This window comes from Roseibium polysiphoniae (genome assembly GCF_014842925.1).
GTDB lineage: Bacteria > Pseudomonadota > Alphaproteobacteria > Rhizobiales > Stappiaceae > Roseibium > Roseibium polysiphoniae.
The window spans coordinates 594,614-618,999 of sequence record NZ_JACYXJ010000001.1; the positions used below are offsets into that span (position 1 = coordinate 594,614).

The 24,386-nt window shown below is 58.7% G+C and carries 22 protein-coding genes and 1 pseudogene; 13 read left to right on the top strand and 10 right to left on the bottom strand.

What is annotated here, in order from left to right; translation table 11 throughout:
* Positions 1-35: 35 nt before the first annotated feature.
* Together IG617_RS02735 and IG617_RS02740 are read right to left on the bottom strand one after the other, a co-directional pair.
* Positions 36-1,577 carry a diguanylate cyclase domain-containing protein gene (locus IG617_RS02735; RefSeq protein WP_192107068.1) on the bottom strand — a complete coding sequence of 514 codons (1,542 nt, stop codon included), beginning with the start codon at positions 1,575-1,577 and terminating at the stop codon, positions 36-38.
* Positions 1,578-1,740: 163 nt separating this feature from the next.
* Positions 1,741-2,931 (bottom strand): aminotransferase class V-fold PLP-dependent enzyme, encoded by a 1,191-nt coding sequence (locus IG617_RS02740; RefSeq protein WP_192107070.1) that lies wholly within the window; start codon positions 2,929-2,931, stop codon positions 1,741-1,743.
* Between IG617_RS02740 and IG617_RS02745 the strand changes: the two genes are divergently transcribed.
* A complete protein-coding gene (locus tag IG617_RS02745; protein ID WP_209008217.1) occupies positions 2,930-3,583 on the top strand; it encodes a gamma-glutamylcyclotransferase family protein in 654 nt (217 codons plus the stop codon). The genes IG617_RS02740 and IG617_RS02745 overlap by 2 nt on opposite strands.
* Here IG617_RS02745 and IG617_RS02750 read toward each other — a convergent pair.
* On the bottom strand, positions 3,565-4,722 hold the full coding sequence (locus IG617_RS02750; protein WP_192107072.1) for a carboxylate-amine ligase: 1,158 nt from the start codon (positions 4,720-4,722) through the stop codon (positions 3,565-3,567). The two genes, IG617_RS02745 and IG617_RS02750, sit on opposite strands and share 19 nt — an antisense overlap.
* A gap of 87 nt (positions 4,723-4,809) precedes the next feature.
* The gene (locus tag IG617_RS02755) at positions 4,810-5,532 is read right to left on the bottom strand and encodes a VIT1/CCC1 transporter family protein (protein ID WP_192107073.1); all 723 of its coding nucleotides are present in this window, start codon (positions 5,530-5,532) and stop codon (positions 4,810-4,812) included.
* A 194-nt stretch (positions 5,533-5,726) separates the two neighbouring features.
* Here IG617_RS02755 and IG617_RS02760 point away from each other — a divergent pair, with 194 nt between their 5' ends.
* From IG617_RS02760 to gltX, 6 genes are all read left to right on the top strand, one after another.
* Complete coding sequence (locus IG617_RS02760) at positions 5,727-7,109, top strand: class II 3-deoxy-7-phosphoheptulonate synthase (RefSeq protein WP_192107074.1); 1,383 nt, start codon at positions 5,727-5,729, stop codon at positions 7,107-7,109.
* Between the two features lie 139 nt (positions 7,110-7,248).
* Positions 7,249-7,839, top strand: coding sequence for a GNAT family N-acetyltransferase (locus IG617_RS02765; RefSeq protein ID WP_209008218.1), 591 nt, complete (start codon positions 7,249-7,251; stop codon positions 7,837-7,839).
* A gap of 293 nt (positions 7,840-8,132) precedes the next feature.
* On the top strand, positions 8,133-8,672 hold the full coding sequence (locus IG617_RS02770; RefSeq protein ID WP_192107075.1) for a response regulator: 540 nt from the start codon (positions 8,133-8,135) through the stop codon (positions 8,670-8,672).
* A gap of 36 nt (positions 8,673-8,708) precedes the next feature.
* Positions 8,709-10,403 (top strand): NAD+ synthase, encoded by a 1,695-nt coding sequence (locus IG617_RS02775; protein ID WP_192107076.1) that lies wholly within the window; start codon positions 8,709-8,711, stop codon positions 10,401-10,403.
* A 125-nt stretch (positions 10,404-10,528) separates the two neighbouring features.
* The gene (locus tag IG617_RS02780; protein ID WP_192107078.1) at positions 10,529-11,746 is read left to right on the top strand and encodes an MFS transporter; all 1,218 of its coding nucleotides are present in this window, start codon (positions 10,529-10,531) and stop codon (positions 11,744-11,746) included.
* An 89-nt stretch (positions 11,747-11,835) separates the two neighbouring features.
* Positions 11,836-13,200 (top strand): glutamate--tRNA ligase, encoded by a 1,365-nt coding sequence (gene gltX, locus IG617_RS02785; RefSeq protein WP_192107080.1) that lies wholly within the window; start codon positions 11,836-11,838, stop codon positions 13,198-13,200.
* On the opposite strand, the gene IG617_RS02790 is transcribed toward gltX, so the two are convergent.
* The 3 genes from IG617_RS02790 to IG617_RS21770 form a co-directional block, all read right to left on the bottom strand.
* Positions 13,160-14,488 (bottom strand): DUF2865 domain-containing protein, encoded by a 1,329-nt coding sequence (locus IG617_RS02790; protein WP_192107082.1) that lies wholly within the window; start codon positions 14,486-14,488, stop codon positions 13,160-13,162. The genes gltX and IG617_RS02790 overlap by 41 nt on opposite strands.
* Positions 14,489-14,828: 340 nt before the next feature.
* Positions 14,829-15,326, bottom strand: coding sequence for a MarR family winged helix-turn-helix transcriptional regulator (locus tag IG617_RS02795; protein WP_192107084.1), 498 nt, complete (start codon positions 15,324-15,326; stop codon positions 14,829-14,831).
* A 287-nt stretch (positions 15,327-15,613) separates the two neighbouring features.
* On the bottom strand, positions 15,614-15,736 hold the full coding sequence (locus IG617_RS21770) for a hypothetical protein (protein WP_276529802.1): 123 nt from the start codon (positions 15,734-15,736) through the stop codon (positions 15,614-15,616).
* Between IG617_RS21770 and IG617_RS02800 the strand changes: the two are divergent.
* A pseudogene (locus tag IG617_RS02800) lies at positions 15,735-16,682 on the top strand (MBL fold metallo-hydrolase); the annotation flags it as partial. The gene IG617_RS21770 and the pseudogene IG617_RS02800 sit on opposite strands and share 2 nt — an antisense overlap.
* Positions 16,683-16,936: 254 nt before the next feature.
* Positions 16,937-17,455 carry a CreA family protein gene (locus tag IG617_RS02805; RefSeq protein WP_192107088.1) on the top strand — a complete coding sequence of 173 codons (519 nt, stop codon included), beginning with the start codon at positions 16,937-16,939 and terminating at the stop codon, positions 17,453-17,455.
* 107 nt (positions 17,456-17,562) lie between these two features.
* On the opposite strand, the gene IG617_RS02810 is transcribed toward IG617_RS02805, so the two are convergent.
* The 3 genes from IG617_RS02810 to IG617_RS02820 form a co-directional block, all read right to left on the bottom strand.
* Positions 17,563-17,907 (bottom strand): ArsR/SmtB family transcription factor, encoded by a 345-nt coding sequence (locus IG617_RS02810; protein WP_192107090.1) that lies wholly within the window; start codon positions 17,905-17,907, stop codon positions 17,563-17,565.
* A gap of 76 nt (positions 17,908-17,983) precedes the next feature.
* Entirely contained in the window at positions 17,984-18,172 is a 189-nt protein-coding gene (locus IG617_RS02815) for a sugar transporter (protein WP_192107092.1), read from the bottom strand.
* A 119-nt stretch (positions 18,173-18,291) separates the two neighbouring features.
* Positions 18,292-19,956: a L,D-transpeptidase family protein gene (locus IG617_RS02820; RefSeq protein WP_209008219.1), complete on the bottom strand. Its 1,665-nt coding sequence runs from the start codon at positions 19,954-19,956 to the stop codon at positions 18,292-18,294.
* 344 nt (positions 19,957-20,300) lie between these two features.
* Between IG617_RS02820 and cysS the strand changes: the two genes are divergently transcribed.
* The 4 genes from cysS (at position 20,301) to cimA (ending at position 24,365) form a co-directional block, all read left to right on the top strand.
* Complete coding sequence (gene cysS, locus IG617_RS02825; RefSeq protein ID WP_192107094.1) at positions 20,301-21,704, top strand: cysteine--tRNA ligase; 1,404 nt, start codon at positions 20,301-20,303, stop codon at positions 21,702-21,704.
* Positions 21,705-21,913: 209 nt separating this feature from the next.
* Positions 21,914-22,282, top strand: a complete 369-nt coding sequence (locus IG617_RS02830; protein WP_192107096.1) for an endonuclease domain-containing protein — start codon at positions 21,914-21,916, stop codon at positions 22,280-22,282.
* Positions 22,279-22,767: a GFA family protein gene (locus IG617_RS02835; RefSeq protein WP_192107098.1), complete on the top strand. Its 489-nt coding sequence runs from the start codon at positions 22,279-22,281 to the stop codon at positions 22,765-22,767. The genes IG617_RS02830 and IG617_RS02835 overlap by 4 nt, the downstream gene beginning before the upstream one ends.
* 2 nt (positions 22,768-22,769) lie before the next feature.
* Positions 22,770-24,365: a citramalate synthase gene (gene cimA, locus IG617_RS02840; protein ID WP_192107101.1), complete on the top strand. Its 1,596-nt coding sequence runs from the start codon at positions 22,770-22,772 to the stop codon at positions 24,363-24,365.
* The last annotated feature ends 21 nt before the right edge of the window (positions 24,366-24,386 follow it).

Below are 24,386 nucleotides of genomic sequence, written 5' to 3' on the forward strand. Positions count from 1 at the left end.
GCCAGGGGATCAGACCGTCCCCCGGCTTTTTGCTTTTAGATAGAGCTTGCTGCGCCAGCAGCGATCGCCGGTTCCGGACCGCTTTCGTCGAGTTCGGATTTTGCGAGCGCTGGCAGGTCGCTGGAAAAGACCATCCGGCCGCGGCCGTGCTGCTTGGAATAATAGAGCGCTGCATCGGCCGCTGCGACCAGAGCTTCGCCGTCGGCGCCCTGGTCTGGCGCGAGAGAGATGCCAATACTCAATCCGACCTCTGCTTCGGCACCTTCTGCGAACTCTATCGGCTGGGCGATCGAGGCAATCAGTTGGTTTGAAAGCTCCCTCAACCCTTTGCGATCGGTGACCGTCCGCATGAGGATGACGAACTCATCGCCGCCAAGGCGTGACACCAATCCGCCGCGGCCAACGACTTCCTTCATGCGCTTGGCGACGGTCTTGATGACCTCGTCGCCTGCCGCATGACCGTGTGTATCGTTTACGGCTTTGAACTCGTCGAGATCGCAGTGGATGACGGCAAATGGTTTTGCGGGCAGGTTTTTGACTGAAGCGGCAAGAACCCGATTGAACTGCAGGCGGTTCGCCAGACCTGAAAGCGTGTCGTGCAAGGCGAGATAGCGATTTTGCCTTTCACTGGCCTGAAGAGAGGTCGTCAGCTTGCCGATACGCCAGGCAATGCCAAAGGCGAGCGCTGCAAGAGCCAGGGATAGCAGCAGGATCACCGGAACAACGGTCGGCCAGATGGTGTCGCCACGGGTCTCGCTGACCCAGACAAAAGCGCCAAGACTTTCGCCCTTGATGTTGTTCACCAGGTGTCCCGGGCCGTTCTGGATCTCGGTCACCGTCCGGGAAAAGGCCATTTCCTTGAAGGAGAGCTGAGCGTTGAGATCCCGCAGAAATGGCTCGTCGACGAACTTTGCCGAAATGAGGATCGTTGGTTCGCCATCGGGAAGCCGAACGGTCTCGTGGTCGGGAATGATCGGCATCGCTGCGGCCAGCGCGATTTTCCCGTCGATTTCAACGAAGGAAATGGCTGCGAATTCGGATGGAGCCAACGACTGGATGGACTTGTAGCTGTAACCGCCGGGCACGCGCACCCGGTTCTTGCTGTAAAGCGTCTGCGCCTTTTCCAGCAAATTCATCAGTTCCGGCGTTTCGCTCAGGGACCGGTTGCTGATGTGGGTGTAGTCCCGGAACGTTTCGGCAAGGATGCGTCCTTCGCCTGAGACAACAAGACTGCGGTTGTGCCCGTGGTTCAGCCAAAGGCTGCCAACGTGCTCGCGAACGAACTCATAATCGAAGTCGAGAACGATTTTCTCAACCGACATGTCCCAGCGGGCGATCGCGGCCATCTCCCGCACAATCAGCCGTTCCCGATCTGCAAGCGTCGTGTGAAAAAGCCGGCGTTCGTTGCGGATCGCCTGTTCGTCCGACGCCTGCGTCGCGATATACCCGACGAAGAGCAAGGAGACCGACGTCACCGCGATCAATAGGCCGGCGAGAAGGAACGCCAGACTGGAAATACGTTGCCGCGACTGCCCATCGTCTCGGTCGGTATATCTGCGGTTATGCTGTTCAGCCACGAAGGTCCATCCTGGTCCTTGATCGAAGTCTCTGGGCCAAAAAATAGCATCGAGGGGTTAATGCGAGGTGCCGAGTTTCAGCGAAAAGAGAGAAAAAACAGGCTCTAATTGGTGGAAGACGCAGGGGTATTCTCGCGCGTCTTCGACCGAAATACCGCTAGGACTACGTCCGAAGAACGTCGAGCAGCGTTTCGATTTCTTCGTTCGTGTTGAACGCATGAACGGACGCGCGCACCAAAGCGGAAAGATTGCGAGCGGGCAGGTCGATCTGTGACGATGTTGCGTTCGAGACAGACACATTGATGTTGGCTTCTGCGAGCTTGGCCTTGGTCAGAACGGGATCCTCTCCCTCAACGAGGAAGGTAACAATACCGCCCTTGTCCAGGCCCTTGTCATGCACCTGAACCCCGGGCAGCTCCGAAAGGCCATTGCGCAGGGTCGCACCCAGATCAATGATCCGGCGGGAGAGGCGATCCACGCCGAAGCCGAGCGCATAGCCAACCGCAACGCCAAGGCCGATCTGACCTGCAAAATACCGTTCCCAGTTCTCGAAACGACGTGCATCCGGCTTCAGCACATAGCTCTCCGGACCGGTCCATGAGGTTGCCTCCAGATCAACAAATGGCGGTTCAAGCTGGTCGAGAACGGCATCGCTGACATAGAGGAACCCGGTGCCACGTGGTCCGCGCAAATATTTCCGTCCCGTACCAGACAGCATATGGCAACCAATGGCCTTGACGTCGAGCGGGACCTGTCCGGCCGATTGGCACGCATCGAGAAGGTATAGGAGCTTGTGCCGGGCGGCGATTTCACCAACGTCCTCGGCCGGATTGATGAGTCCGCCGAAAGTAGGAATATGGGTTAGGGCGATCAGCCGGGTTTTCTGGGTGATTGCAGCTTCGAGCGCCTTCAGGTCGATCTGACCATGCTCGTCGTCTTCGATCAGATCGATCTCGATCCCGGCACGCTTTTTCATCTGAAGCAGCGCGACGAAATTGGAGACATATTCGGCGCGCCCGGTGATGACCCTGTCGCCCGGTCTGAAATCGATGCCATAGAAGGCCATGTCCCAGGCCCGGGTCGCGTTCTCGATAAAGGCGATCTCGGACTTGTCAGCGTTCAGGAGCGCGGCGGTGTTGGCGTAAAACGCTTCATGCGCGCCGATGTTGGCGCTATGCGCTTCATAGCCACCAATCTCGGCCTCAAGGTCGAGATGTTGCTTGACCGCATTGAGGACGGGCAGCGGCGCGAGCCCTGTTCCGGCATTGTTGAAGTGGATCCGGTTGGCGCAGCCAGGGGTGTCCCCGCGCAGCAGGGTGATGTCATCGGCATTCAAATCCAGATCAGAAGGCATGGGGCAGTCCTTGGGCGGGAGGCTTTACGAGCGCTCGCAGGGAAACTACATGAAGCTCATGACCATTACCTATTTCGGCTACGGCTCTCTCGTCAATGTGGCAACGCTTGGCTCCGACACGCAGGTTCAACCCGGATCGCTGACGGGCTGGGTGCGCGAGTGGCGGATCCGCGGCGCCAATATGCAGGGCCAGGGCGTTTGTGCGCTCAGTGTGGCGCCTGAGGAGACGACCTCCATCAGGGGAATCAGCGCGCGCGAACCCAAGGCTGGGCTTGAAAAACTCGACAAGCGCGAAGGGCGCTATCATCGCATTGACGGCGTCGGCAGCGCTTTCCGCTGTGATGCGGAAGGAAAGCCTGGTGACGACGCCATGTTCCTGTATCGCTCAAAACCGGAGCATTATGGCTGGGGCTGCGCCGACAATCCGATCCTGCAAAGCTATGTCGACTGCGTTCTGGCGGGCTTCCACGCGTTTTGGGGCGAGGAAGGCATTCGTCATTTCATCGAAACGACCAGAGGCTGGCACGTTCCGATCCTCGCCGATCGCAATGCACCCGTCTATCCGCGCGCCGTGTCGCTGCAGCCTGAGCTTCAGGAAATGATCGACGATCACCTTGCCGATCAGAAGGTGACTTATCTGGCGGAGGCGTGAGCTTCCGGCTCGGTTGTGGCGATGGTCTCTTCGACAAGCTCTGCCACGACCGCTTTGAGCGCCTCCCGCTCGCTCTTGCCTGAGCTTACTGCCGTCTCGTAGGTCCGGAGCTGGCGGTCTGCAGACGTTCCCTCCTGCGCGATCTTTCGTAAATGAGCGATCTCGGCCTGGCAGCCGAACGCGTCTGCGTCCTCCGCAACAAGTTCGATGAGTTCTTCGACAAGGGCCGTCATTGGAATCCGTTGACCGCGCGAGAAATCGATGAGCTCGGCAGATACTCCGTGGCGTTCCGCTTGCCATCGGTTTTCAGCGATCAGGAACAGGGACTGGTCCCGCCAGCGCAGGTTTTGGGCCCTCATTCTGGCGAGCATCCGGCAAAGGCATCGAAACAGCGCGGCCAGAGCAATTCCGTCGTCCAGCCGGGGGCAGATGTCGGTGATCCGCATTTCGAGCGTCGGAAACCGGTCGGACGGCCGGAGGTCCCACCAGATCTTGGTCGCATCCTCAAGCACGCCGGTCCTGACCAGGACATCAACAGTCTCGCGATAGGCATCAGCGTTTGGGAAACGCTCGGGAAGGCCCGTGCGTGGCATCTCGTTATAGGCGGCCAGCCGGTAGGACTTGAGCCCTGTCTTTCGGCCCTGCCAGAAGGGAGAGGATCCGCTGAGGGCAAGCAGGTGCGGCAGGAAATAGGTCAGCTGGTTGAAAAGGTCGAACCGCAGATCGTCGTCCTCGATCCCGATATGCACATGCATGCCACAGATCAGGAGACGGTCGACAACGGTCCGCATATCATCGGCGATGACATTGTAGCGGTCCTTGTTGGTATGGGCCTGATCCATCCAGTCGCCGAACGGATGGGTTGAAGCTGCAATTGGCGCGAGACCGTAGTGAAGGGCTTTGTCTGCGATCGTGCGGCGTAGAAACGCCAGTTCCGCACGTGCCTCTGCCATTGTCGAGCAGACCCTTGTGCCGACTTCGATCTGGCATTTGAGGAACTCCGGGCTGACGCGGCCCTCAAGCGCTTCCTCGCAGTCCGAAAAGAGCTCTTTGGGCGGAGCACTCGACAGATCTCCGGTTTCCAGATCAACGAGAAGATATTCTTCTTCGATACCCAAGGTGAAGGACGGCTCAGTCATGTCTCGAGCATCCGACGGCTTCGCAGAGCGGTCAAGTCAGGGAAAAAGCGCAGGGCGGACGTGCGTAGCAAGGTCTGGGCTTCGCGACTAGGCAATGAGCCCATGCAGCAGATATCCGACCAGCCAGGCGATGCCGGCGGCGGCCATTCCGATGGCGGTTGTTTCCAGGCCCGAGAAAAACCAGTTCTGGGTCGACCAGCGCGCCTTGATTGAGCCGATCAGGAAGAAGGCGCAGGCCGTCATCACGGTGGTGATGGTCCCGGAGGCAGACAGACCGAAGACGAAGGGGATAAGGGGCAGGCTGCCGCAGATCACAAACGCTGCGAATGTGGACAGGGCAGCTTTGAGGGCAGATCGCTGCACCGCTGCCATGCCGTATTCTTCCTGCATCATGGTCTCGATCCAGGTCTGGCGGCGCGAGGTGATGATGGCGACAAGAGTTTCCAGTTCCTCTCCCTCATAGCCCTTCGCCTTGTAGATTTGGCGAACCTCCTCGCGTTCGCCCTCAGGCGCAAGACGGATGTGCTTTTCTTCGATGCCTTCAAGCCGCTGATAGTCGTCTTCTTCCGACTTGGTGCCGGAGTAATTCGCCGCTGCCATGGAGAAGCCGTCCGCCAGCAAGTTGGCGAGCCCGAGAATGAGAACGATGGCTGGAGACAAATTGGCCCCGAGTGACCCGGCCACGATGGCAAATGTCGTCACTGCACCATCTATGCCGCCATAGACCCAGTCTCTCAGGTAGCTGATCTTGGGTCCTGCGTTGAGGCGTTGAGCGATGTCTTGAGGGGCGTGGCTGTGCTCTAGAGGCATCAACAAGATCTTTCATGAAATTGGCTGGCAATTGCTGGCATTTTTAAAGTGCCAGCCTGTGGTCTTGAATGGAAGAGCCGTGTATAAGGCCGCACGTTTGCTCCACATGAGGGGCACTGCGTGAAAGAAAATTATCCGGGCATGGCGAGAAATGTTATTTTGGGACGCCCGGTCCCGTTTCAGGAGTAGTTGAAATGGCGGAGAAGTGGACACCGGACAGCTGGAGATCCAAGCCGATCTTGCAGGTTCCGGAATATCCCGATGAAAAGGCCCTGGCGGACGTGGAAGAACGTCTGTCGACCTATCCGCCGCTGGTTTTTGCAGGTGAGGCGCGTGATCTGAAGCGCCAACTTGCCGATGTCGCGGCTGGAAAGGGTTTCCTGCTACAAGGTGGTGATTGTGCGGAGAGCTTTGCAGAGCATCATCCCGATCACATTCGCGACTTTTTCCGTGTCTTCCTGCAGATGGCTGTCGTGCTCACCTATGCGGCGAGCCAGCCGGTCGTAAAGGTCGGCCGCATCGCCGGTCAGTTCGCAAAGCCCCGGTCTTCCAACACGGAAACCAAGGATGGCGTCGAGCTGCCCAGCTACCGCGGTGACATCATCAACGACATCGCCTTCTCCTCGGAAGGCCGCATTCCGGATCCGAACCGCCTGAGCATGGCCTATCGCCAGTCGGCGGCAACGCTGAACCTGCTGCGTGCTTTTGCCCAGGGTGGCTTCGCGAACCTCGACCAGGTGCATCAGTGGATGGTCGGCTTCATCTCCGACAGCCCGCAGGGTCATCGTTACAAGGAACTGGCGGACCGGATTACCGAAGCGCTTGCCTTCATGCGCGCTTGCGGCATCGATTCCACCTCGGTTCCTCAGCTGCGCTCGACCGATTTCTTCACGAGCCATGAGGCCCTTCTGCTTGGTTATGAAGAATCCCTGACGCGCGTCGACAGCACCTCCGGTGATTGGTATGCCACGTCTGGCCACATGCTCTGGATCGGCGACCGCACACGTCAGCCTGACCATGCGCATGTGGAGTTCTTCCGCGGCATCAAGAACCCGATCGGTCTGAAGTGTGGTCCGTCCATGACGCCGGAAGGCCTGATTGAGCTGATCGACATCTTGAACCCGGACAATGAGCCTGGCCGTTTGACCCTGATCTGCCGCTTCGGCTCGGACAAGGTCTTCGATCATCTGCCACAGCTGGTCCGCGCCGTGGAGCGGGAAGGCAAGTCCGTGATCTGGTCCTGCGACCCGATGCATGGCAACACCATTTCCGCTGGCGGCTACAAGACCCGGCCATTCGAACGGATCCTGAAGGAGGTCGAATCCTTCTTCGCCGTGCATCGTGCTGAAGGCACCCATGCCGGTGGCATCCACGTGGAAATGACCGGTCGCAATGTCACCGAGTGCACCGGTGGTGCCCATGCGCTGACCGCCGACCAGCTGGGTGACCGGTATCACACCCATTGTGATCCGCGTTTGAACGCCGATCAGGCGCTTGAGTTGGCTTTCCTGATTGCGGAAAACCTCAAGACTGAACGCGAGGGCCGTCACGACGACCCGATCGCCGTCAACGGTTGACGATGGTCTGAGCCGCTGAATACAGCGGTTTGGCGATTGAAGACGGTGTGACTTCGGTCCCGGCGCCGCACGCATATGTGGGCGCATGGTATAAAACCAACCCGAGCCCCCAAGTCCTACAGGACTTGGGAGCTCGGTCATGTTTGAAAAATCTCAATCAAGTACAAATCGCAATTTTTCAATTCCTGTGACGTCAGCGCGGATACGCGTATCACCTTCAATTCGCCTGTTGGAAGTGCCTTTGCCGACACGCTATTCTGGCGGCATGGATATCCCTGACTTGAAGCCTGAGCTAACCTTTCCACGGCTTGGAACGCTGCAGGGCGACATAGAATTTGCCTTCGACGCCAAACGTGCGGCGATGGGGCCGCATATTGCTGTTCGTTGGGGCTGGGACGAGAGTTTTCAGCGTAACTTGCACCTTCAACGTTTTGCCGCGAAACCGTTCTTTGAAATTAGAAAGAGGGATAGGCGTATTGGAACGCTGTCCTTTCAGGTCTCGCCGGACCATGTCCGGTTCGGTGAGTTCTATTTGTTTCCCGACTTCCAAAGGCAAGGAATTGGCTCGCAGGTGCTACGCCATTGCCTGACAATTTCTGATGAGTTGAGACTGCCTGTCAGGCTTGAGCATCTACATTGGAATCCGGTGGGATCGCTCTATCGCCGGCACGGTTTTGAGGAAATCGGGCAGTCAGAAATTCACTGCTTTATGGAGCGCCCGGTGTCATAGCGCAGACCCAGGGACAGATCGGGAATACTATTGTCCTCCGTGTCAGCTGCCCTTGTGTCAGTTCTTGCACGGTCAACCCGTAGATCTCCGGACAAAGGGTGAGGGTCGATCTAGCTCGGAGAGCAGCACCTGCAGGACCACGTCTTCGGTAGGCGCTGGTGTTGCCCCGTTTTTTTGTCCGCTTATTTCCAGATTTTTCCCGTCATGTCCGACTATCGATAATTTTGGTAATCGCGTTTTAACGCGAGGCGCGCATATCTCGCACGTGGGTTGTAGCGTGGGGGCTAGGTAGAATGAACAGGGCTTGGGATCTGTCTCAGACTTCTTTTCTTGTCATTGAAGACAATATTCACATGCGGAGCATCCTGCGCTCGGTGCTGAGTGGCTTTGGCGTGCGACAGATCTACGAAGCGTCAGATGGCGCCGATGGCCTCGAAATCGTTCTGGACCGGACACCGGATTTCATTCTGGTGGATTGGGCGATGGCGCCTGTAAGCGGCGCAGATTTCATCAAGATTCTGAGGTCCGACAAGGACAAATTCATCAGCACGATCCCGGTCGTCGTCGTTAGCGCGCATTCGCAGAAGGCGACCATCGTTGAGGCGATGAAACTCGGCGTGCACGGCTTTATCGCCAAACCGGTGTCTCCCGCGGTTCTCTTCGACCGGATCGGCGATATCCTGCAAAAGCAGGAATTGCACGGGCGCTGCAAAGGCGTTTATGGCCAGGCTGCTGCCACGCCGAAAAGATCGGGTGTTGCAGCGCAAGGCACAAAGGCTGCAGCAGCGTCTGCGAGAGTGAAGAAAGATCCTGTTTCCATGGCGCTGCTTTAGATTGCCACGGCATAAAAGCCGGGTTAAATCAGCCTTATGACCAGCACATCCAAGCCTGCCGCCCTCGATGGACGTTTCCGCCTTGCTGTTGCGCAGCTCAATCCGACGGTCGGCGACGTTGCCGGCAACGCCGAGCTGATCCGCGCTGCACGACAGGAGGCAGCCGATCTGGGCGCCGATCTGGTGCTCTATCCAGAGCTCGCGATCGCCGGTTATCCTACCGAAGATCTGGTCTTGAAGCATGCCTTTGTCAGCCACTGCATGAAGGCGGTCGATGCGCTGGCATCCCAGACTGCGGACGGCGGTCCGGCGATGCTGGTGGGAACGCCCTGGCTCGACGAGGATGGCAAGCTCTATAACGCGGTCGCCCTCCTGGACGGCGGCGAGGTGCAGGCCATCCGCTACAAGAATGACTTGCCGAATTATGGTGTCTTCGACGAAAAGCGTGTCTTCGAAGCCGGTCCCTTGCCGGGGCCGATGGATTTCCGCGGCATTCGCATCGGCGTGCCGATCTGCGAAGACATCTGGAACGACGAAGTTTGCGAGTGCCTTGCCGAAACCGGCGCGGAGATCCTGCTTGTTCCCAACGCCTCGCCCTATTGGGGCCACCGCGCCGAAGAGCGTTTGCAGGTCGTTGTTGCGCGGGTTGTCGAAAGCGGATTGCCGCTGATCTATTGCAATCAGCTCGGCGGGCAGGACGAACTCGTTTTTGACGGTGGCTCTTTTGCCTTGCAGGCCGACCGGTCCCTGGCGTTTCAGATGCCTCAGTTCGAAACCAGTCTCGCGATCTCCGAATGGGTTCGCAATGACGATGAGGTCTGGGTCTGCACGGATGGCCCGGTCAGTGCTCTGCCCGGAATTGATGAGGCCAACTGGCGCGCCTGTGTCTTGGGGCTGCGCGACTATGTGCTGAAAAACGGCTTTCCAGGCGTTGTGCTTGGGCTCTCTGGCGGCATCGATTCTGCCATCTGCGCCGCAATGGCCGTCGACGCGCTTGGCGCGGACAAGGTCCATGCGATCATGTTGCCATACCGCTATACCTCGCGGGAAAGCATTACGGACGCCGATGACTGCGCAAGGCTGTTGGGCATTCGCCATGACACCGTACCGATCGCCGAGCCTGTCGAAGGGTTCGGGCGTGTCCTGGCCACCATGTTCTCCGGCTGCGAACAGGACACCACGGAGGAAAACCTTCAGTCCCGTGCGCGCGGCGTCATCTTGATGGCGATTTCCAACAAGTTTGGCTCAATGGTGGTGACCACGGGCAACAAGTCGGAGATGTCCGTCGGTTATGCGACCCTCTACGGCGATATGAATGGCGGCTTCAACCCGATCAAGGACCTCTATAAAACGCAGGTCTATCACCTGTCTCGCTGGCGCAACACGACACGGCCCGAGGGGCTTCTTGGCCCGGAAGGGGTCGTGATTCCGGAAAACATCATTTCCAAGGTGCCGACTGCCGAGCTTCGCGAGGGGCAAACCGATCAGGACAGTCTGCCACCCTATGATGTTCTGGATGATATCCTCTCCTGTCTCGTCGAGCATGAGATGTCGGTCAGCGAAATTGAAAAGCGGGGCCACGACAAGGCGCTCATTCACCGGATCGAGCATCTGTTGTATATTGCAGAATACAAGCGGCGTCAGGCACCTCCTGGCGTGAAGATCACTGAGCGGAATTTCGGTCGTGATCGCCGCTACCCGATTACCAATCGTTTCCGAGACCGCAGCTGAGGCAGCCTGACTGGTGCGCCTTTCCTGATTTCAACTAAATGGCACGGGATCTTTCCGTGCAAAACCAATTTCCCTTGGGGCCTGCAATCTGCCGGCCCTGACCCCAATCGTTGTCTGGATGTGCTTTGTCCTATGCCTCGTTCCTGCGCGCCAACAGCCGCTGGCTTGCAGCAGGGTTCCTGCTGACCACATTTTCGGGCTTTGGCCAGACCTTTTATATTTCGCTCTCATCAGGCCATTTGCGCGAGGAGTTTGATCTCAGCCACGGCGATTTTGGGCTGCTCTATATGATCGCCACACTGGGCTCGGCGATCTGTCTGCCCTGGGTCGGGCGCAGCGTCGATGCGTTCCCTGTACAACGCGTTGCCCTCGTCGTGATGCTCGCTCTGACTGGCCTCTGTGTGGCGATGGCAAATGTCAGTTCGGTCTGGATGCTCTTCTTCGTGATTTTCGGCCTTCGCCTGAGCGGGCAGGGCATGATGACCCACACGTCGATGACGGCCATGGGGCGGTGGTTTTCCGCGCAACGGGGCAGGGCGGTGTCCATCGCGAGCCTTGGCTTTCCGGCATCCGAAAGCTGTTTTCCTGCGCTCTTTGTCCTGACGTCGGGCCTTTTGGGGTGGCGCATGAGTTGGGCAGCTGCCGCCGCGCTGGTTTTTCTTTTCGCGCTGCCAGTGATCTTGTGGCTGCTCAAGCAGGACCGCCAGCCGAAAGCTCTCGACGGTGATGGTCAGAAGGTGGAAGGGCGCCAATGGACGCGCCGTGAGGCATTGTTTGATCCGGTGTTCTGGGGTGTTTCCGCCGGTGTCCTTGCGCCGCCCTTCATCGGAACGGCGATTCTCTTCAATCAGGTCTATCTGGTCGATTTGCGCGGTTGGTCGCTAGAGCTCTTTGCCGCAGCCTTCGTCGTCATGGCGCTGGTTGCGATCCTTTCGTCCCTGACGCTGGGGGTGCTGATTGATCGCTTCTCGGCCCGCGGCGTCCTGCCCTTCATGCTTTTGCCGCTGACCCTGGCATGCATCGTTCTGGCGAACATTCACGTCGAGGCAGCCGCTTTTGTTTTCATGGGGCTTTTGGGCATCAGCAACGGCTTTACAGCGACGCTTGGCGGCGCATTGTGGCCCGAGCTCTACGGAACACGCCACATCGGCGCCATCCGGTCCGTTGCCTTTGCGATGATGGTGTTCGCCTCTGCCGCAGGGCCCGGCTTGATCGGCGTTCTGATTGACTTTCACGTCTCCTACGACGTGCAATTGATGGGCATGGGTGGATATTGTGCCCTGGTCACTGGACTGCTCTTCCTGACTTCGCGTATTGCTGAAAGACGGGGCCATAGAACTTGAAACCGGTTTAGCGCGGCTGAGATCGCGCAGCCGGGTAAAACGCCAAAGAAGGCTTGCGGCAACGCAGGCAGGGAGGTACCTCAAGGTCTATGACCGTTACAGTTCGCTTTGCGCCGTCCCCGACTGGCCATATCCATATCGGCAATAGCCGAACCGCATTGTTCAACTGGCTTTTTGCCAAAAAGAACGGCGGATCCTTTGTTCTGCGCTTCGACGACACCGACAAGGAACGGTCGAAAGCAGAATTTGCCGACGCCACCGAGCTTGACCTGGCCTGGCTCGGCATTCAGCCGGACCGCGTCGAGCGGCAGTCGGATCGCGTTGCTGCCTATGACGCTGCTGCAGAAAAGCTGAAGGCCGAGGGACTGCTTTATCCCTGTTATGAAACCGCCGATGAGCTGGAGCGCCGCCGCTCGCGGGCCAGAGCCCTTGGCCGGCCTCCGGTCTACGATCGGGCGGCATTGAAGCTCAGCGCCGATGAAAAAGCCGCCTTTGAAGCCGAGGGGCGCAAGGTTCACTGGCGTTTCCTTCTGCCAAATCACGACGGCGATCCCTTTGCGCCGCGGCGGACAGAAGTGACCTGGACGGATCTTTGCCGCGGCGAGCAGTCAGTGGATCTGGCCTCGCTCTCCGATCCCGTGCTGATCCGCGAAGATGGAACCTATCTCTATACGCTGCCGTCCATCGTGGACGACATCGACATGGGCATCACCCACGTTATCCGAGGCGAAGATCATGTCGCCAACACCGGCGTTCAATACGCGATCTTCAAGGCACTTGGCGCCGAGATGCCGACCTTCGGCCACCACAATCTTCTGACGACCCGCGACGGCGAAGGTCTTTCGAAGCGAAAGGGGGCTCTTTCCATTGGCTCTCTGCGCGAGGCAGGGCTTGAGCCCATGGCGGTCGCTTCGCTGGCGGTGCTGACCGGCACCAGTCAGGCGGTTGAGCCGGTCCCGAATCTCGAGGTTCTGGCTGATAAATTCGACTTGTCGTCCGTGTCACGGTCTGCCGCAAAGTTTGATCCGGCAGATCTCGACGGCCTCAATGCGAAACTGGTCCACGACATGCCCTATGAGGTGGTGGAGGATCGGCTCCGGTCGCTGGGTATTCGCGCGAGCGAGACCTTCTGGCTGCTTATTCGGGAGAACTGTGAAAAGGTCTCCGATGCGCAGCACTACTGGCAGATCGTCTACGGCAGCGTCGACAGCAAGGTGGAAGAAGAAGATCGCGAATTTGTTGCAAAGGCGCGCGATTTCCTGCCGGAAGGCGATATCACCGAAGAAACCTGGGGCACCTGGACGTCAGCTCTGAAGGCCGAGACGGGCCGAAAGGGGCGAGGGCTGTTCATGCCGTTGCGCCGTGCGCTGACCGGGCTCGATCATGGGCCGGACATGAAAGCCCTGCTTCCGCTTATTGGGCGACAAAATATTCTGGACCGACTACCCGGATAGGCCCGCTTGGCGCCTGCCGTGTCTGATCCTTTTCCTCGAGCTTGGTGAAAACCGGCTCGGGGGCGGACGCTTTCTGGGCTGCGCGGGATGTCAGCAACGGCAGCTCGTCCGAAGCCGTATCGGCGCCTGCCGTTGCAACGCCCGCTTCTTCTGTAGCTTCATCAATGCGGATCGCCGCGTTGAAGCCGCCTTCCAGATCCATGCGGGTGGCCGGATCGGTCCCTCTCGGCAGCTGATCAGGCAACAACGGATCCTGGCTCCAGCTGTTTCGCAGTGGGGCAGTCTTGCCGTCAAAGAATGGCGCTGGCCCATCGAGCCTTAAGGACACCTGTACGCGGCCGTCCTCCGTGGTCCAAGCTCCGCTGTTGTGCCCCGCAAGCGGCGTCATCTTGCTCTCGGTGGCAGTGTTTCGGCTGTCGCGGCAGCTGCAGTTTTGAACAAATTCGGTTTTGTACCGATAAGCGTTTTCCGTTTCGGCATAGGGAACACCGGCAAGGGAGATCATTTCCTCCGCCAGGCCGCCGGGATTGCGATGGACGAACAGCTCGGTCGGAGCCGCAGGACAGATTTCACCGCAACGGGCTGCGTCATCCGCAAATTGGCTTTGACCTGTCGAAAAGCTGACCGGGAAGAAATAACCGTCGCAGGTGCGAACACAAAGGGTCCGGAATGTCCCGCCTGAGGGAATGTGGGTCCTGTTGGACCGCGTTTCCCGGGCAAGGCTCGCGCGTGACTTCAGCTGAGTCAGATCCTGATCGTGCGAGCGGGCGAGCAAAAGGTCTCTTCTGGGCCTTTGAACGACAAGGCCATTCGGCAAGGTGCGATAGTTCTGGTCGGTGGCTGCGGCAGGTTGCTCGACCTTCTTGTCGAAAATCTTGCCAAAAAAGCCATTGCCGCCGAAATCGGTCTTTGCGGTTCGGGCGGGCTTGGGCGCATTGCATTTTTGCGCGGCCAGGCTTGCCTGCAAGCGTCGGCGCCGGCTTTCGACATTGTTCTTTGACGGGCCGGATGACTGAGCCAGCTTGCGATCGATGGCACGCAGGTTCTTTTGCATGCGCTTGATCTTGTTTCCCAGCCCCTGGCACTTGGGGGACTGGGGAGCGCTATCACAGCGAAAGAAGCGTGCATCGCGCTCGGCGGCCGCAATGGCCTTGCTTTGCTGGCGCTGCGCTGTCTGCCACTTCTGCGCCGCGGGACTGACTGATCGCGAGGACGATTTGCCGAGGCTCGCCAGCTCCGCCCGAATGGCCGCGCATGTCGCAGCCTCCGCCGCAGTAGAGGCGCACATCACTGCGACCAACACCAAAGCGCTGCGGCTTGCCCCGAAAAGGCGCCGTACCTGCCACTCAGATCCCATCGTGCAACCTGTCCCATCGGCGTCAGAAACGCCACCTGCCACTCACCAATATCGGCAGGTGAAACCACCATAGCAAGCAAAGCGCTGATTTGGAGTTAATGTGCGAGCATCAATGACATCCTCAGGTGCAGACCGGCTGTTGCATATGCCTTGGCACCAGCTTGGGGACTCCGGACCGAGACTGCATTCTCGATCAGACAGAAACCTGCTTTTTCAACGCTTTATCCAGAAGCGCTCAACGACCGACCAACTCCTTTTGTGACCTCGAAGCCTAACCGTCGAAGGTCGCGGCTGACTGAACAAGTTTGTTCAAGATAGTCTCAAGCTGTTCCCGTTCCTCCGGACTCAGCGCATCCGTCAAATGCCGGGTGAAGGCAAAGGCCTGCGGAACCAGCGCATTGTAGACGTTCTGGCCGGCCGGGGTCAGTTCCAGGAAAATCTCCCGCATGTCCTCTGGATTGGGCGTGCGAACGACGAAGCCACGTTTTTCCAGGGTCGAGACGGCGCGGCTGACCTTGGTCTTGTGCATCGTGCTGCGCTCGCCGATCGTCTTGGCGGTCACGCGTCCGCATTGCCCGATGATCGCGATGACGCGCCAGTCCGGTCGGGTCATGCCAAATTGTTCGCCGTAGAGCCGGGCAAACGAATAGCTCACGGTCTCGGACACGAGATTGAGGCGGTAGGGAAGGAAGTCCTCGAGCGCCAGCACACTGTCGGAAGACCCGCAAAGGCGGTCGGTCTTCTGCGCTGGAATATCTTCGTCGCTCATGCGCTCAAGTCTTTCGTTCTCATGGCCTTGGCAAGGGCCACTTTATAGGCGTTCCTGGCCGCGCCAAAGTCTTTAGCTGAGAAATGACCGATTCAACGGAAGCAAGCACCCTCGAACATTGTGACAATACTCTTTGCGGGTTGGCTATTGCCATAAAGACAACAATATCTTGTATTTCCTTGCGCGGCGGCATCAATCTGTTGAAAAACTGCAAATTGTCACACGTGATGACCGCCAAGATTTGCGAATCGGTCCGCGAACCTGAGACCGTCTTAGAATGCAGAATTTTATGCAGCCTTTTCAAGGTCCGGCGCGAAAGTCTGCAATCCGGGCAGAAGAAGCCAGCCTGGACCAATCAGACCTGGGACGAAGAGAAACTCGGCCGGGTCGGAAAATGAAAGAGCTGCCATGAGCAACGATTTTGCTTCCGCCAACGACACTGAGGACAAGAAGATCAGCTTCACCGAGATCGGCAAGGGCTGCTACGCCTTCACTGCGGAGGGCGATCCGAACACCGGTGTCATCATTGGTGACAACAGCGTCCTCGTGGTCGACGCCCAGGCAACGCCCGCCATGGCAGAACAGGTCATCGAGCGGATCCGGGAAGTCACGGACAAGCCGATCAAGCATGTCGTGCTGACCCACTACCATGCGGTTCGGGTGTTGGGCGCGAGCGCATATGGCGCAAGTGAGATCATTGCGTCCGACTTGACGCGTCGTTTGATCGAAGAGCGCGGGGAAGCGGACTGGAAGTCCGAATATGCAAGGTTCCCACGTCTGTTCAAGGACGCCGACAGCATTCCCGGTCTTACCTGGCCGACCCTGAGTTTCGCCTCATCCATGTCGCTGAACCTCGGCAACCGAGATGTGCGCATCATGCATCTCGGCCGCGGGCACACGATGGGAGATGCGGTGGTCTGGGTTCCCGATGCTGGCGTCATGTATTCCGGCGATCTGGTTGAGTCCAAATCTGCCTGCTACTGCGGCGACGCCCATCTGGGCGATTGGCCGCGTGCACTCAATCGCATCGGTGCCTTCAGGCCGTCGGCTCTCATGCCCGGACGCGGAGATGCGGTCATCGGCAGCAGTGCCGTTATGGAAGCGCTTGAGCACACCGAGGCCTTTATCACCACCTTGCGCGACACCGCCGCCGACTGCGTGGCGTCCGGCATGGGGATCAAGGACACGTTCCTGACAGTGAAATCCGTCATGGATCCGCTATTTGGAGACTATGCGATCCACGATCACTGTCTGCCGTTCAACGTCGCTCGGGCCTATGATGAGGCTCATGGTCTCGACACGCCTCAGGTTTGGACCGCCGAACGGGATCGCGATCTGTGGGACGCTCTTCACGGCTTGGTGGCAGAGCCTCTCGCGGAAAGCCCGGAAGCAGAAATCACCGAAGATGACAATCTGGACGAAGAAGTCCTGGAAGAGGTCGTAGAGACCTCCGAAGAGCAAGCTGCTACGTCCGAGGATCAAGCAGCCGACGGCAAGGTCCGCGAGCCGGAAAACGCCTGACAAGCATCTCGTATTTTGTAACTGACTGGACATTGCCGCGTTTACCGCCCACATCAGGGTGGACCTGATCAAAACGCGGTGATGTCTCAATGCGCATAACGTCTCTTGCTCTTTCTCTGTGTCTGTCTGCACTGGCACTCTCGCCGATCGTTGCATCAGCTGCGGATGAGCCCGACCTCATCTTCAAGAAATCGACCGTCTGGAAATTCCTGACGCCGGACCACAAACTGGCGACTTATGCGATCGATGATCCCATCGTCTCTGGCGTGGCCTGTCATTTCACCGTGCCGGAAAAGGGCGGGATTTCTGGCTGGGTTGGCGTCGCCGAGGAAGTCTCGGACGTATCTCTTGCCTGCCGGCAGGTTGGTCCCATTGAAATCACGGAAAAATTCGAGCAGGGCGAGGAAATGTTTCGTCAGCGCCGCTCCTTCGTCTTCAAGAAGATGCGCATCGTGCGTGGCTGCGACGTCAAACGCAACGTCCTGGTTTATCTTGTCTATTCCGACAAGCTGATCGAAGGCAGCCCGAAAAACTCGACCTCGACCGTGCCTTTGATGCCGTGGGGAGATCAAACGCCCCCGCGTTGCGGCGACTATCTCGACGATTGATGTCCGATTGATCCGGTACAAAACAGAAAAGGACCGCTCTTGGCGGTCCTTTGGGTTTCTGGCGAGGCATATGCTCTGAAGCGCGCCGAAGGCTGAAGCAACTGGCCTCAGTCAGCGCTGGCCATCTCCAGAAGGCCTGCCGCAGCAGGATCGGCTCCTTCCGCACAAAAATGTTTGTAGAGCACAGCCATCACTTCCTGGGCAGCGTCACTGACCAGTCGGTAATAGATTGTCGTGCCTTCGCGGCGGGTCTCCACGAGCCCCTGCGCGCGCAGGAGAGAAAGTTGTTGCGAGACGGTCGGCATTCGCATGCCGGTCTTCTCCGCCAGATCCCCGACGCTGCATTCCCGATCGAACATATTGCACAAGAGCAGGAGGCGTGGGGCGGAGGCCAGCATCTTCAAAAAACGGGCCGCATCTTCAGCGTTATCTTCAAGAGCTTCTTGGTTCATGAGCGAGACAATGCCCAAATCCTCCTGAAATCGCAAGCAATACGCTACGATAGGCGCTGAATTTTAAATCGATTTGTCACATCCTGCCAATGGCCGGCAGGAGGATGTGGCCGGAACCGCAGCCAACGCCTGTGGTGATGCACATGCTGCGCTGCTGGCTGACGGCGGGCGACGCTTCGGTGACGCCGGCGAGGCTGAAGAGACCTGCGAAGGGGGCGCCGAGAACGGCTGTGAGAAAAACGACTGCAAACAAACGTTGAAACATGACCCGCTCCTGATCCGCATCTGGGGTTGATGAGGATGACAATAGGAGAGGGCCCTTGAACCGCCCCTGAGGGTCTCGTTCAGATAGGGTTCAGTTTGTTTAACGCGGGTCGGAATGCCTCAAAGGTTCTCGGTCATGGCGCGCGCCAGGGCCTTCAGAAGCACCTCGTCGCGATCATAGATGTCGCGCCGGAAGTGCGTCGATCCATCCTTGTTCATCCATGCCGTCAGATAGGTCAGATGGACCTGAACCGGCTCTTCCAGCTTGAGCACCTTGCGAGCTCCCGCATCCCGAATGGCTTCAAGACGTGAGCGGTCATATCCCTGGTCCGAAAGCAACACGTCTCCAAGCGCGAAGGGGTCTGATACGCGGATGCAGCCATGGCTGAAGTCCCGCTGCGCCCGGTCGAACAAGGTCTTGGACGGTGTGTCGTGGATGTAGATGTTGAACTGGTTGGGAAACATGAACTTGATGCGGCCCAGCGCGTTCCGTCCGCCCGGGTCCTGGCGGAGCTTGAACGGAAAGTTGCTGCCCGAATAGGAGTTCCAGGCGACCTGTGTCGGCGCCACTTCCTGCTCGCCGCTGAAAACCCGAATGTTCTGTGCAGACAGCGCGTTCGGGTTCTGTCGCAGTTTCGGCAGATATTCCTTCGTGGCGATGGAATAGGGGACATTCCAGTAGGGGTTGATTTCCACGTAGGTCATCTCGTCGGAAAAGACCGGTGTGGCATGGTAGGGCTTGCCGACGACCACCCGTGTGGTGTGCCAGGTCTTGCCGTTCTTCACCAGCTTGAGATTCTGGTCGGCGAGATTGACGAAGACATAGGTGTCGCCGAGGAAGTCGGGCATCCAGCGGCGGCGCTCCATATTGAGCTCCATCTGGATCAGCTTCTGCCGGATCGGGACGTTGATCTCTGCCAGGGTGTTCTTGCCGATCACGCCATCGACCGAGAGCCCGTGATATTCCTGAAACTCCTTGACCGCTTCAACGAGCGCACCGTCGTAGACCGTTCCGCTGTGGTCCGTGGCCAGCATATAGTCTTCTTCGGCAAGCCTTTGGCGCAACAGGGCCGTTCTGTCATCCTCCATGCCGGGCTTGAGAACCTCGCCATCCGGGATGACCGTAAAGCCGCCCAGCGCTGCCTTGTCCCGGTACTGGGTAAGCCGGCGCTTCAGTCTTGCGTAGTTCGGCGTGTTGGGGGAAAGCGCTTCGAGATAGGCACTGAAATCGACGGATTCGTTGGCCTGGGTTAGCAAGTCGACCGGTTCGGGCACATGCGGGAATATATTGAGCGCCTTGTTGATTTCATTCGGCTGAACGCGGCCTGAGGACAGGTGTGTCGCGTAGCGGATGAACTGCGCGGTCAGGTCCAGTTCAAGAGCTGCCCAGTCTTCATCGCTTTGTGCGGCGTCCAACCTTTCGGCAAATAGAAGCGGGCCATAGTTGTCCGGGTTGAGCGCATGATCATTGGCGGCGGCAAAAGCAGCCAGGGTCAAATGTCCGCGTTCCTGAAGCCCGTCCGTATCGAGCCAGATCGGTGCATAGCCGCGCGCTTCATAAAAGGCAGCGACACTCTCGTCGACGTCTCGGCTGCCGATCTCCGCCAGCAAGGCGAAGCTCAAGGGCGCGGCCGCCTTGGTCGGCGTCTCAGCAGGAAGGAGCACTTCTGTCTGTGCGATCGCGAGTGGTCCGCCGATCGGCCCGGTCATAAGGGCAAGGAAGACGGCGGTGAAAAGGCTGGAGCTGTATCTCTTTTGACCGACTGCTCGAATTCCAATTGTCATCACGTCCCCCCGGAGCTTGACCTTGCAACTGTGGTGGGCGTCCCCGCGGGTCGCGCCGTCCGAATCCATGAAAAGAGCCTAGTCCATGCGGCGTGGTTGTCCAGCTTTCGGCCGATCTGTGCGGCCGAACGGTGGCCATTTTAACAAAGCCTGTCGTTTGTAAAGCTGCAGGCTTGACCGGTCGGGCGAAAGAGGCGACAAACTCCCCATGATGACGGCCACACGGAACATCATTTCGATCACCATTATTTGCAGCTAGCGACACCGCTGGCTGTGGCCGTTCCCTCTTTGCATCACGCACCTTGAGACGGATCGCCCGGCCAGCCGGTCAGGAGATCTTTGTCATGAGCGCAGCGAAGCCCGGTTTCAAGGGACTGAAGCTCACCAATACGCTGACCCGGTCGAAAGAGGACTTTGTCCCGATCGATCCTGAAAACGTGCGCATGTATGTCTGCGGGCCGACCGTTTATGACTTCGCCCATATCGGCAACGCCCGGCCTGTGATTGTATTCGATGTGCTGTTCCGCCTGCTGCGCCATCTCTACGGCTCCGAGCACGTCACTTATGTCCGCAACATCACCGACGTCGATGACAAGATCAACGCCCGTGCGCTGCGCGACTACCCGGATCTGCCGCTCAATGAGGCCATCGCCAGGGTCACCGAGAAAACCGCCAATCAGTTTCATGCCGACGTCAAGGCGCTCGGATGCCTGGAACCGAGCGTGGAGCCCCGCGCCACGCAGCATATCGATGGCATGATCTCGATGATTCAGTCCCTCATCGAGAAGGACCATGCCTATGAGGCCAGCGGTGAAGTGCTGTTCGACACGGCATCGATGCCGGCCTATGGCGGCCTGTCGAAACGCAATCTCGAGGACCAGAAGGCTGGTGCACGCATCGCGGTTGATGAACATAAGAAAAGCCCGGGTGACTTTGTCCTTTGGAAGCTCTCCACCGGCGACGAGCCAGGCTGGGAAAGCCCCTGGGGCCGGGGCCGTCCCGGCTGGCACATCGAATGCTCGGTCATGAGCGAGCATCACCTCGGCAAGGTCTTCGATATTCACGGCGGCGGGCTGGACCTGATCTTCCCGCATCATGAAAACGAGATTGCCCAGTCCTGCTGCGCCCATGACACGGACAAGATGGCCAACTACTGGCTGCACAATGGCTTTGTGCAGGTGGAGGGCCGGAAGATGTCCAAGTCTGAAGGCAACTTCGTCACCATCCATGACCTGCTGGAGCCCGACAAGTTCGGCGGTCGCAAGTGGCCGGGCGAAGTCCTGCGTCTTGCCATGCTGATGACCCACTATCGCGAACCGATCGACTTCTCGGTCAAGCGGCTGGAGGAGGCTGAACGCCTGCTCGGCAAGTGGCCGGAAGTTATTGAAACAGACGCCTTGCCTTCGGGCGAAGTGATGGACGCGCTGGGCGACGACCTCAACACAGCAGCGGCGATCCAGGCGCTCCATGCGCTGGCCGGTGAGGCTGCTCGCGATCCGGAAAAGCTTGCGGTCTATTCGGCTTCCGCGACCTTGCTCGGGGTCGCGCCGGTGGCCGTTGACATAGCTTCCCTCGACACGGGCTCAATCGAGGCGCGGATTGCTGAGCGCCTGGCCTTCTTCGAGGTCAAGAACTTCGCCGAGGCGGACCGTATTCGCGATGAACTGGTTTCTGAAGGAATTCAGCTAATGGATTCAAAAGACTCCGAAACCGGCAAACGTGTGACCGCCTGGGAAGTCAAACGCTAGTGTTTTTGATGGGCGCAGCATTTCCCCCCCTCTGTCCCTTGCAGGGATATCTCCCCCTCCAGGGGGGAGAGGGGGCTTTGCTGCGTGGTGTAGGCTTCTATCTTGACTCACCATCGGTTGTGAAAATGAGAGCGTTCCCACACACTCCACTCTCCCCCCTGGAGGGGGAGATGTCGGCGCGAGCCGACAGAGGGGGGGAACACGGTCTCATGCCCAGACACACGCAGCCCGGCTATGTGCGCGCGAATGCCAAACGCCTTCGCAAGCAGATGACACCGGAGGAAAAGCGCCTGTGGCAAGTCATTCGGGCGCACCGACTGGGCGGGATCGGCTTTCGCCGGCAAATGCCCATTGAAGGTTTCATTGTCGATTTCGCTGCGCCATCCCGAAAAGTGATCATTGAGCTGGATGGGTCGCAACACGGCGAGACGTCCATTTCCGATGCCGATGTGAGGCGTGATGCCAAACTGAAGGCTTTGGGCTGGACGGTCCTTCGGTTCTGGCTTGCGGAGGTGCATCACGATCTGGATGGTGTCTGCCGCCGCATACTTGCTGTTTGTCGGGAGGAGCACTCATGAGTGAGTCCGATATCCATTCTGGAGGCTGCCAATGCGGGGCCATCCGTTATTGTGTATCCGGTTTGAAGCGGCCGACGATTTGCCATTGCCGCATGTGCCAGAAGGCCGTCGGTGGTCCCTTCGCTGCGCTTGTCGTTACGGAAAATCTGAGCTGGACTCGTGGTGAGCCAACCTATTTTCAAAGTTCCAACCTCGTGCGCCGCGGCTTCTGCGGCAATTGCGGCACGCCGCTGACCTATGAATTCGAGGCGTCGAACATTGATGTGACCATTGCCTCTCTCGATGAGCCGAAACTTTTTGCCCCGGTGCTGCAGCTTAGCACTGAAAGCCGCTTGCCCTGGTGTGAAGGGCTGACGGAGCTGCCTGAGCGCTCGCCTGACGACCAGGCCGCTGCCGAAGCGGTCTTTGCCGGGGTCGAAAATCACCAACACCCCGATCACGATACAAAAAGCTGGGAAACGCCAGCACCGGACGACAAGGTTTGAACATGACCAGGGAACGCCTTTATCTCTTTGACACGACGCTTCGCGACGGAGCCCAGACAAGCGGCATCGATTTTTCTGTCACCGAGAAGATCGTGATTGCAGAGCTGCTGGATCGTCTGGGCGTGGACTACGCGGAGGGCGGCTATCCCGGCGCCAATCCGACTGACGACGAGTTCTTTGCCGAAAAACGCACGCAGAAAGCCAGGTTCACGGCTTTCGGCATGACCAAGAGGGCCGGGCGCTCCGTTTCCAATGATCCTGGGCTGCAGCAGATCCTGGCAGCGGATGTGGATGCCTATTGCTTCGTCGCCAAGTCGTGGGACTATCACGTCAAGGTCGCGCTCGGCTGCACCAACGACGAGAATCTCGAGTCTATCGCGGACACCGTAAAGGCGGCCGTTGCCACCGGACGTGAAGCGATGATCGATTGCGAGCATTTCTTCGATGGCTACAAGGCCAATCCGGACTACGCGCTTGCTTGTGCCAAAACCGCCCATGACGCCGGTGCGCGCTGGGTCGTGCTGTGCGACACCAATGGCGGCACCTTGCCCGACGAGATCAAGGACATTGTCACGAAGGTTCAGGCCGTTGTCCCGGGGGACCATCTGGGCATTCACACCCATGACGACACGGGCCATGCCATTGCCAACGCGCTGGCGGCCGTTGACGCTGGCGCACGGCAGATCCAGGGCACGCTGAACGGCATCGGCGAGCGCTGTGGCAATGCCAATCTGATCAGCCTGATCCCGACACTCCTCCTGAAACCGGCTTATTCGGACCGCTTCGAGATTGGTGTTGCGAAGGAGCAGCTGGCCGAGATCACGTCAATCTCCCACGCCTTTGACGAGATCCTGAACCGGTCACCCAATCGGCACGCACCCTATGTCGGCGAGACCGCTTTCGCGACCAAGGCCGGCATCCACGCCTCCGCGATCCTGAAAGATCCCCAGACCTATGAGCATGTGGCGCCGGAAGCCGTCGGCAACCGCCGGCGTGTTCTCGTCTCTGATCAGGCCGGCAAGAGCAATTTGCTTGGCGAACTGCAGCGGCTAGGAATTGCTGTCGACAAGGCGGATCCGCGCCTCGACCATCTCTTGGCCGATGTGAAGCAAAAGGAAGCCGAAGGCTACGCCTATGAAGCGGCTGATGCATCTTTCGAACTGTTGGCGCGCCGGGCACTGGGGGAAGTTCCTCGGTTCTTTGCCGTGAACTCTTTCCGGGTCATGGTGGAACGCCGTCATAATGCCATCGGCGAGCTGGTCAGCGTTTCGGAGGCTGTGGTCAAGCTCGACATTGACGGCGAGAAACGCATGTCGGTTGCAGAAGGAAATGGGCCCGTGAATGCGCTCGACATGGCGCTGCGCAAGGATCTTGGAAAATACCAGGCCGCCATCGACGGGCTTGAGTTGATCGACTACAAGGTTCGCATCCTCAATGGCGGCACAGGGGCTGTGACGCGGGTTCTGATCGAGAGCCACGACACGAGCGCGCATCGGCGCTGGTTCACAATTGGTGTTTCCAGCAACATTGTTGACGCCTCTTTTCAGGCCCTGGTCGACTCCATCAATTATGCGTTGCTGAAGGCCGAATCTGCCTGACGTCAGCGCTTCGAAAGGCAT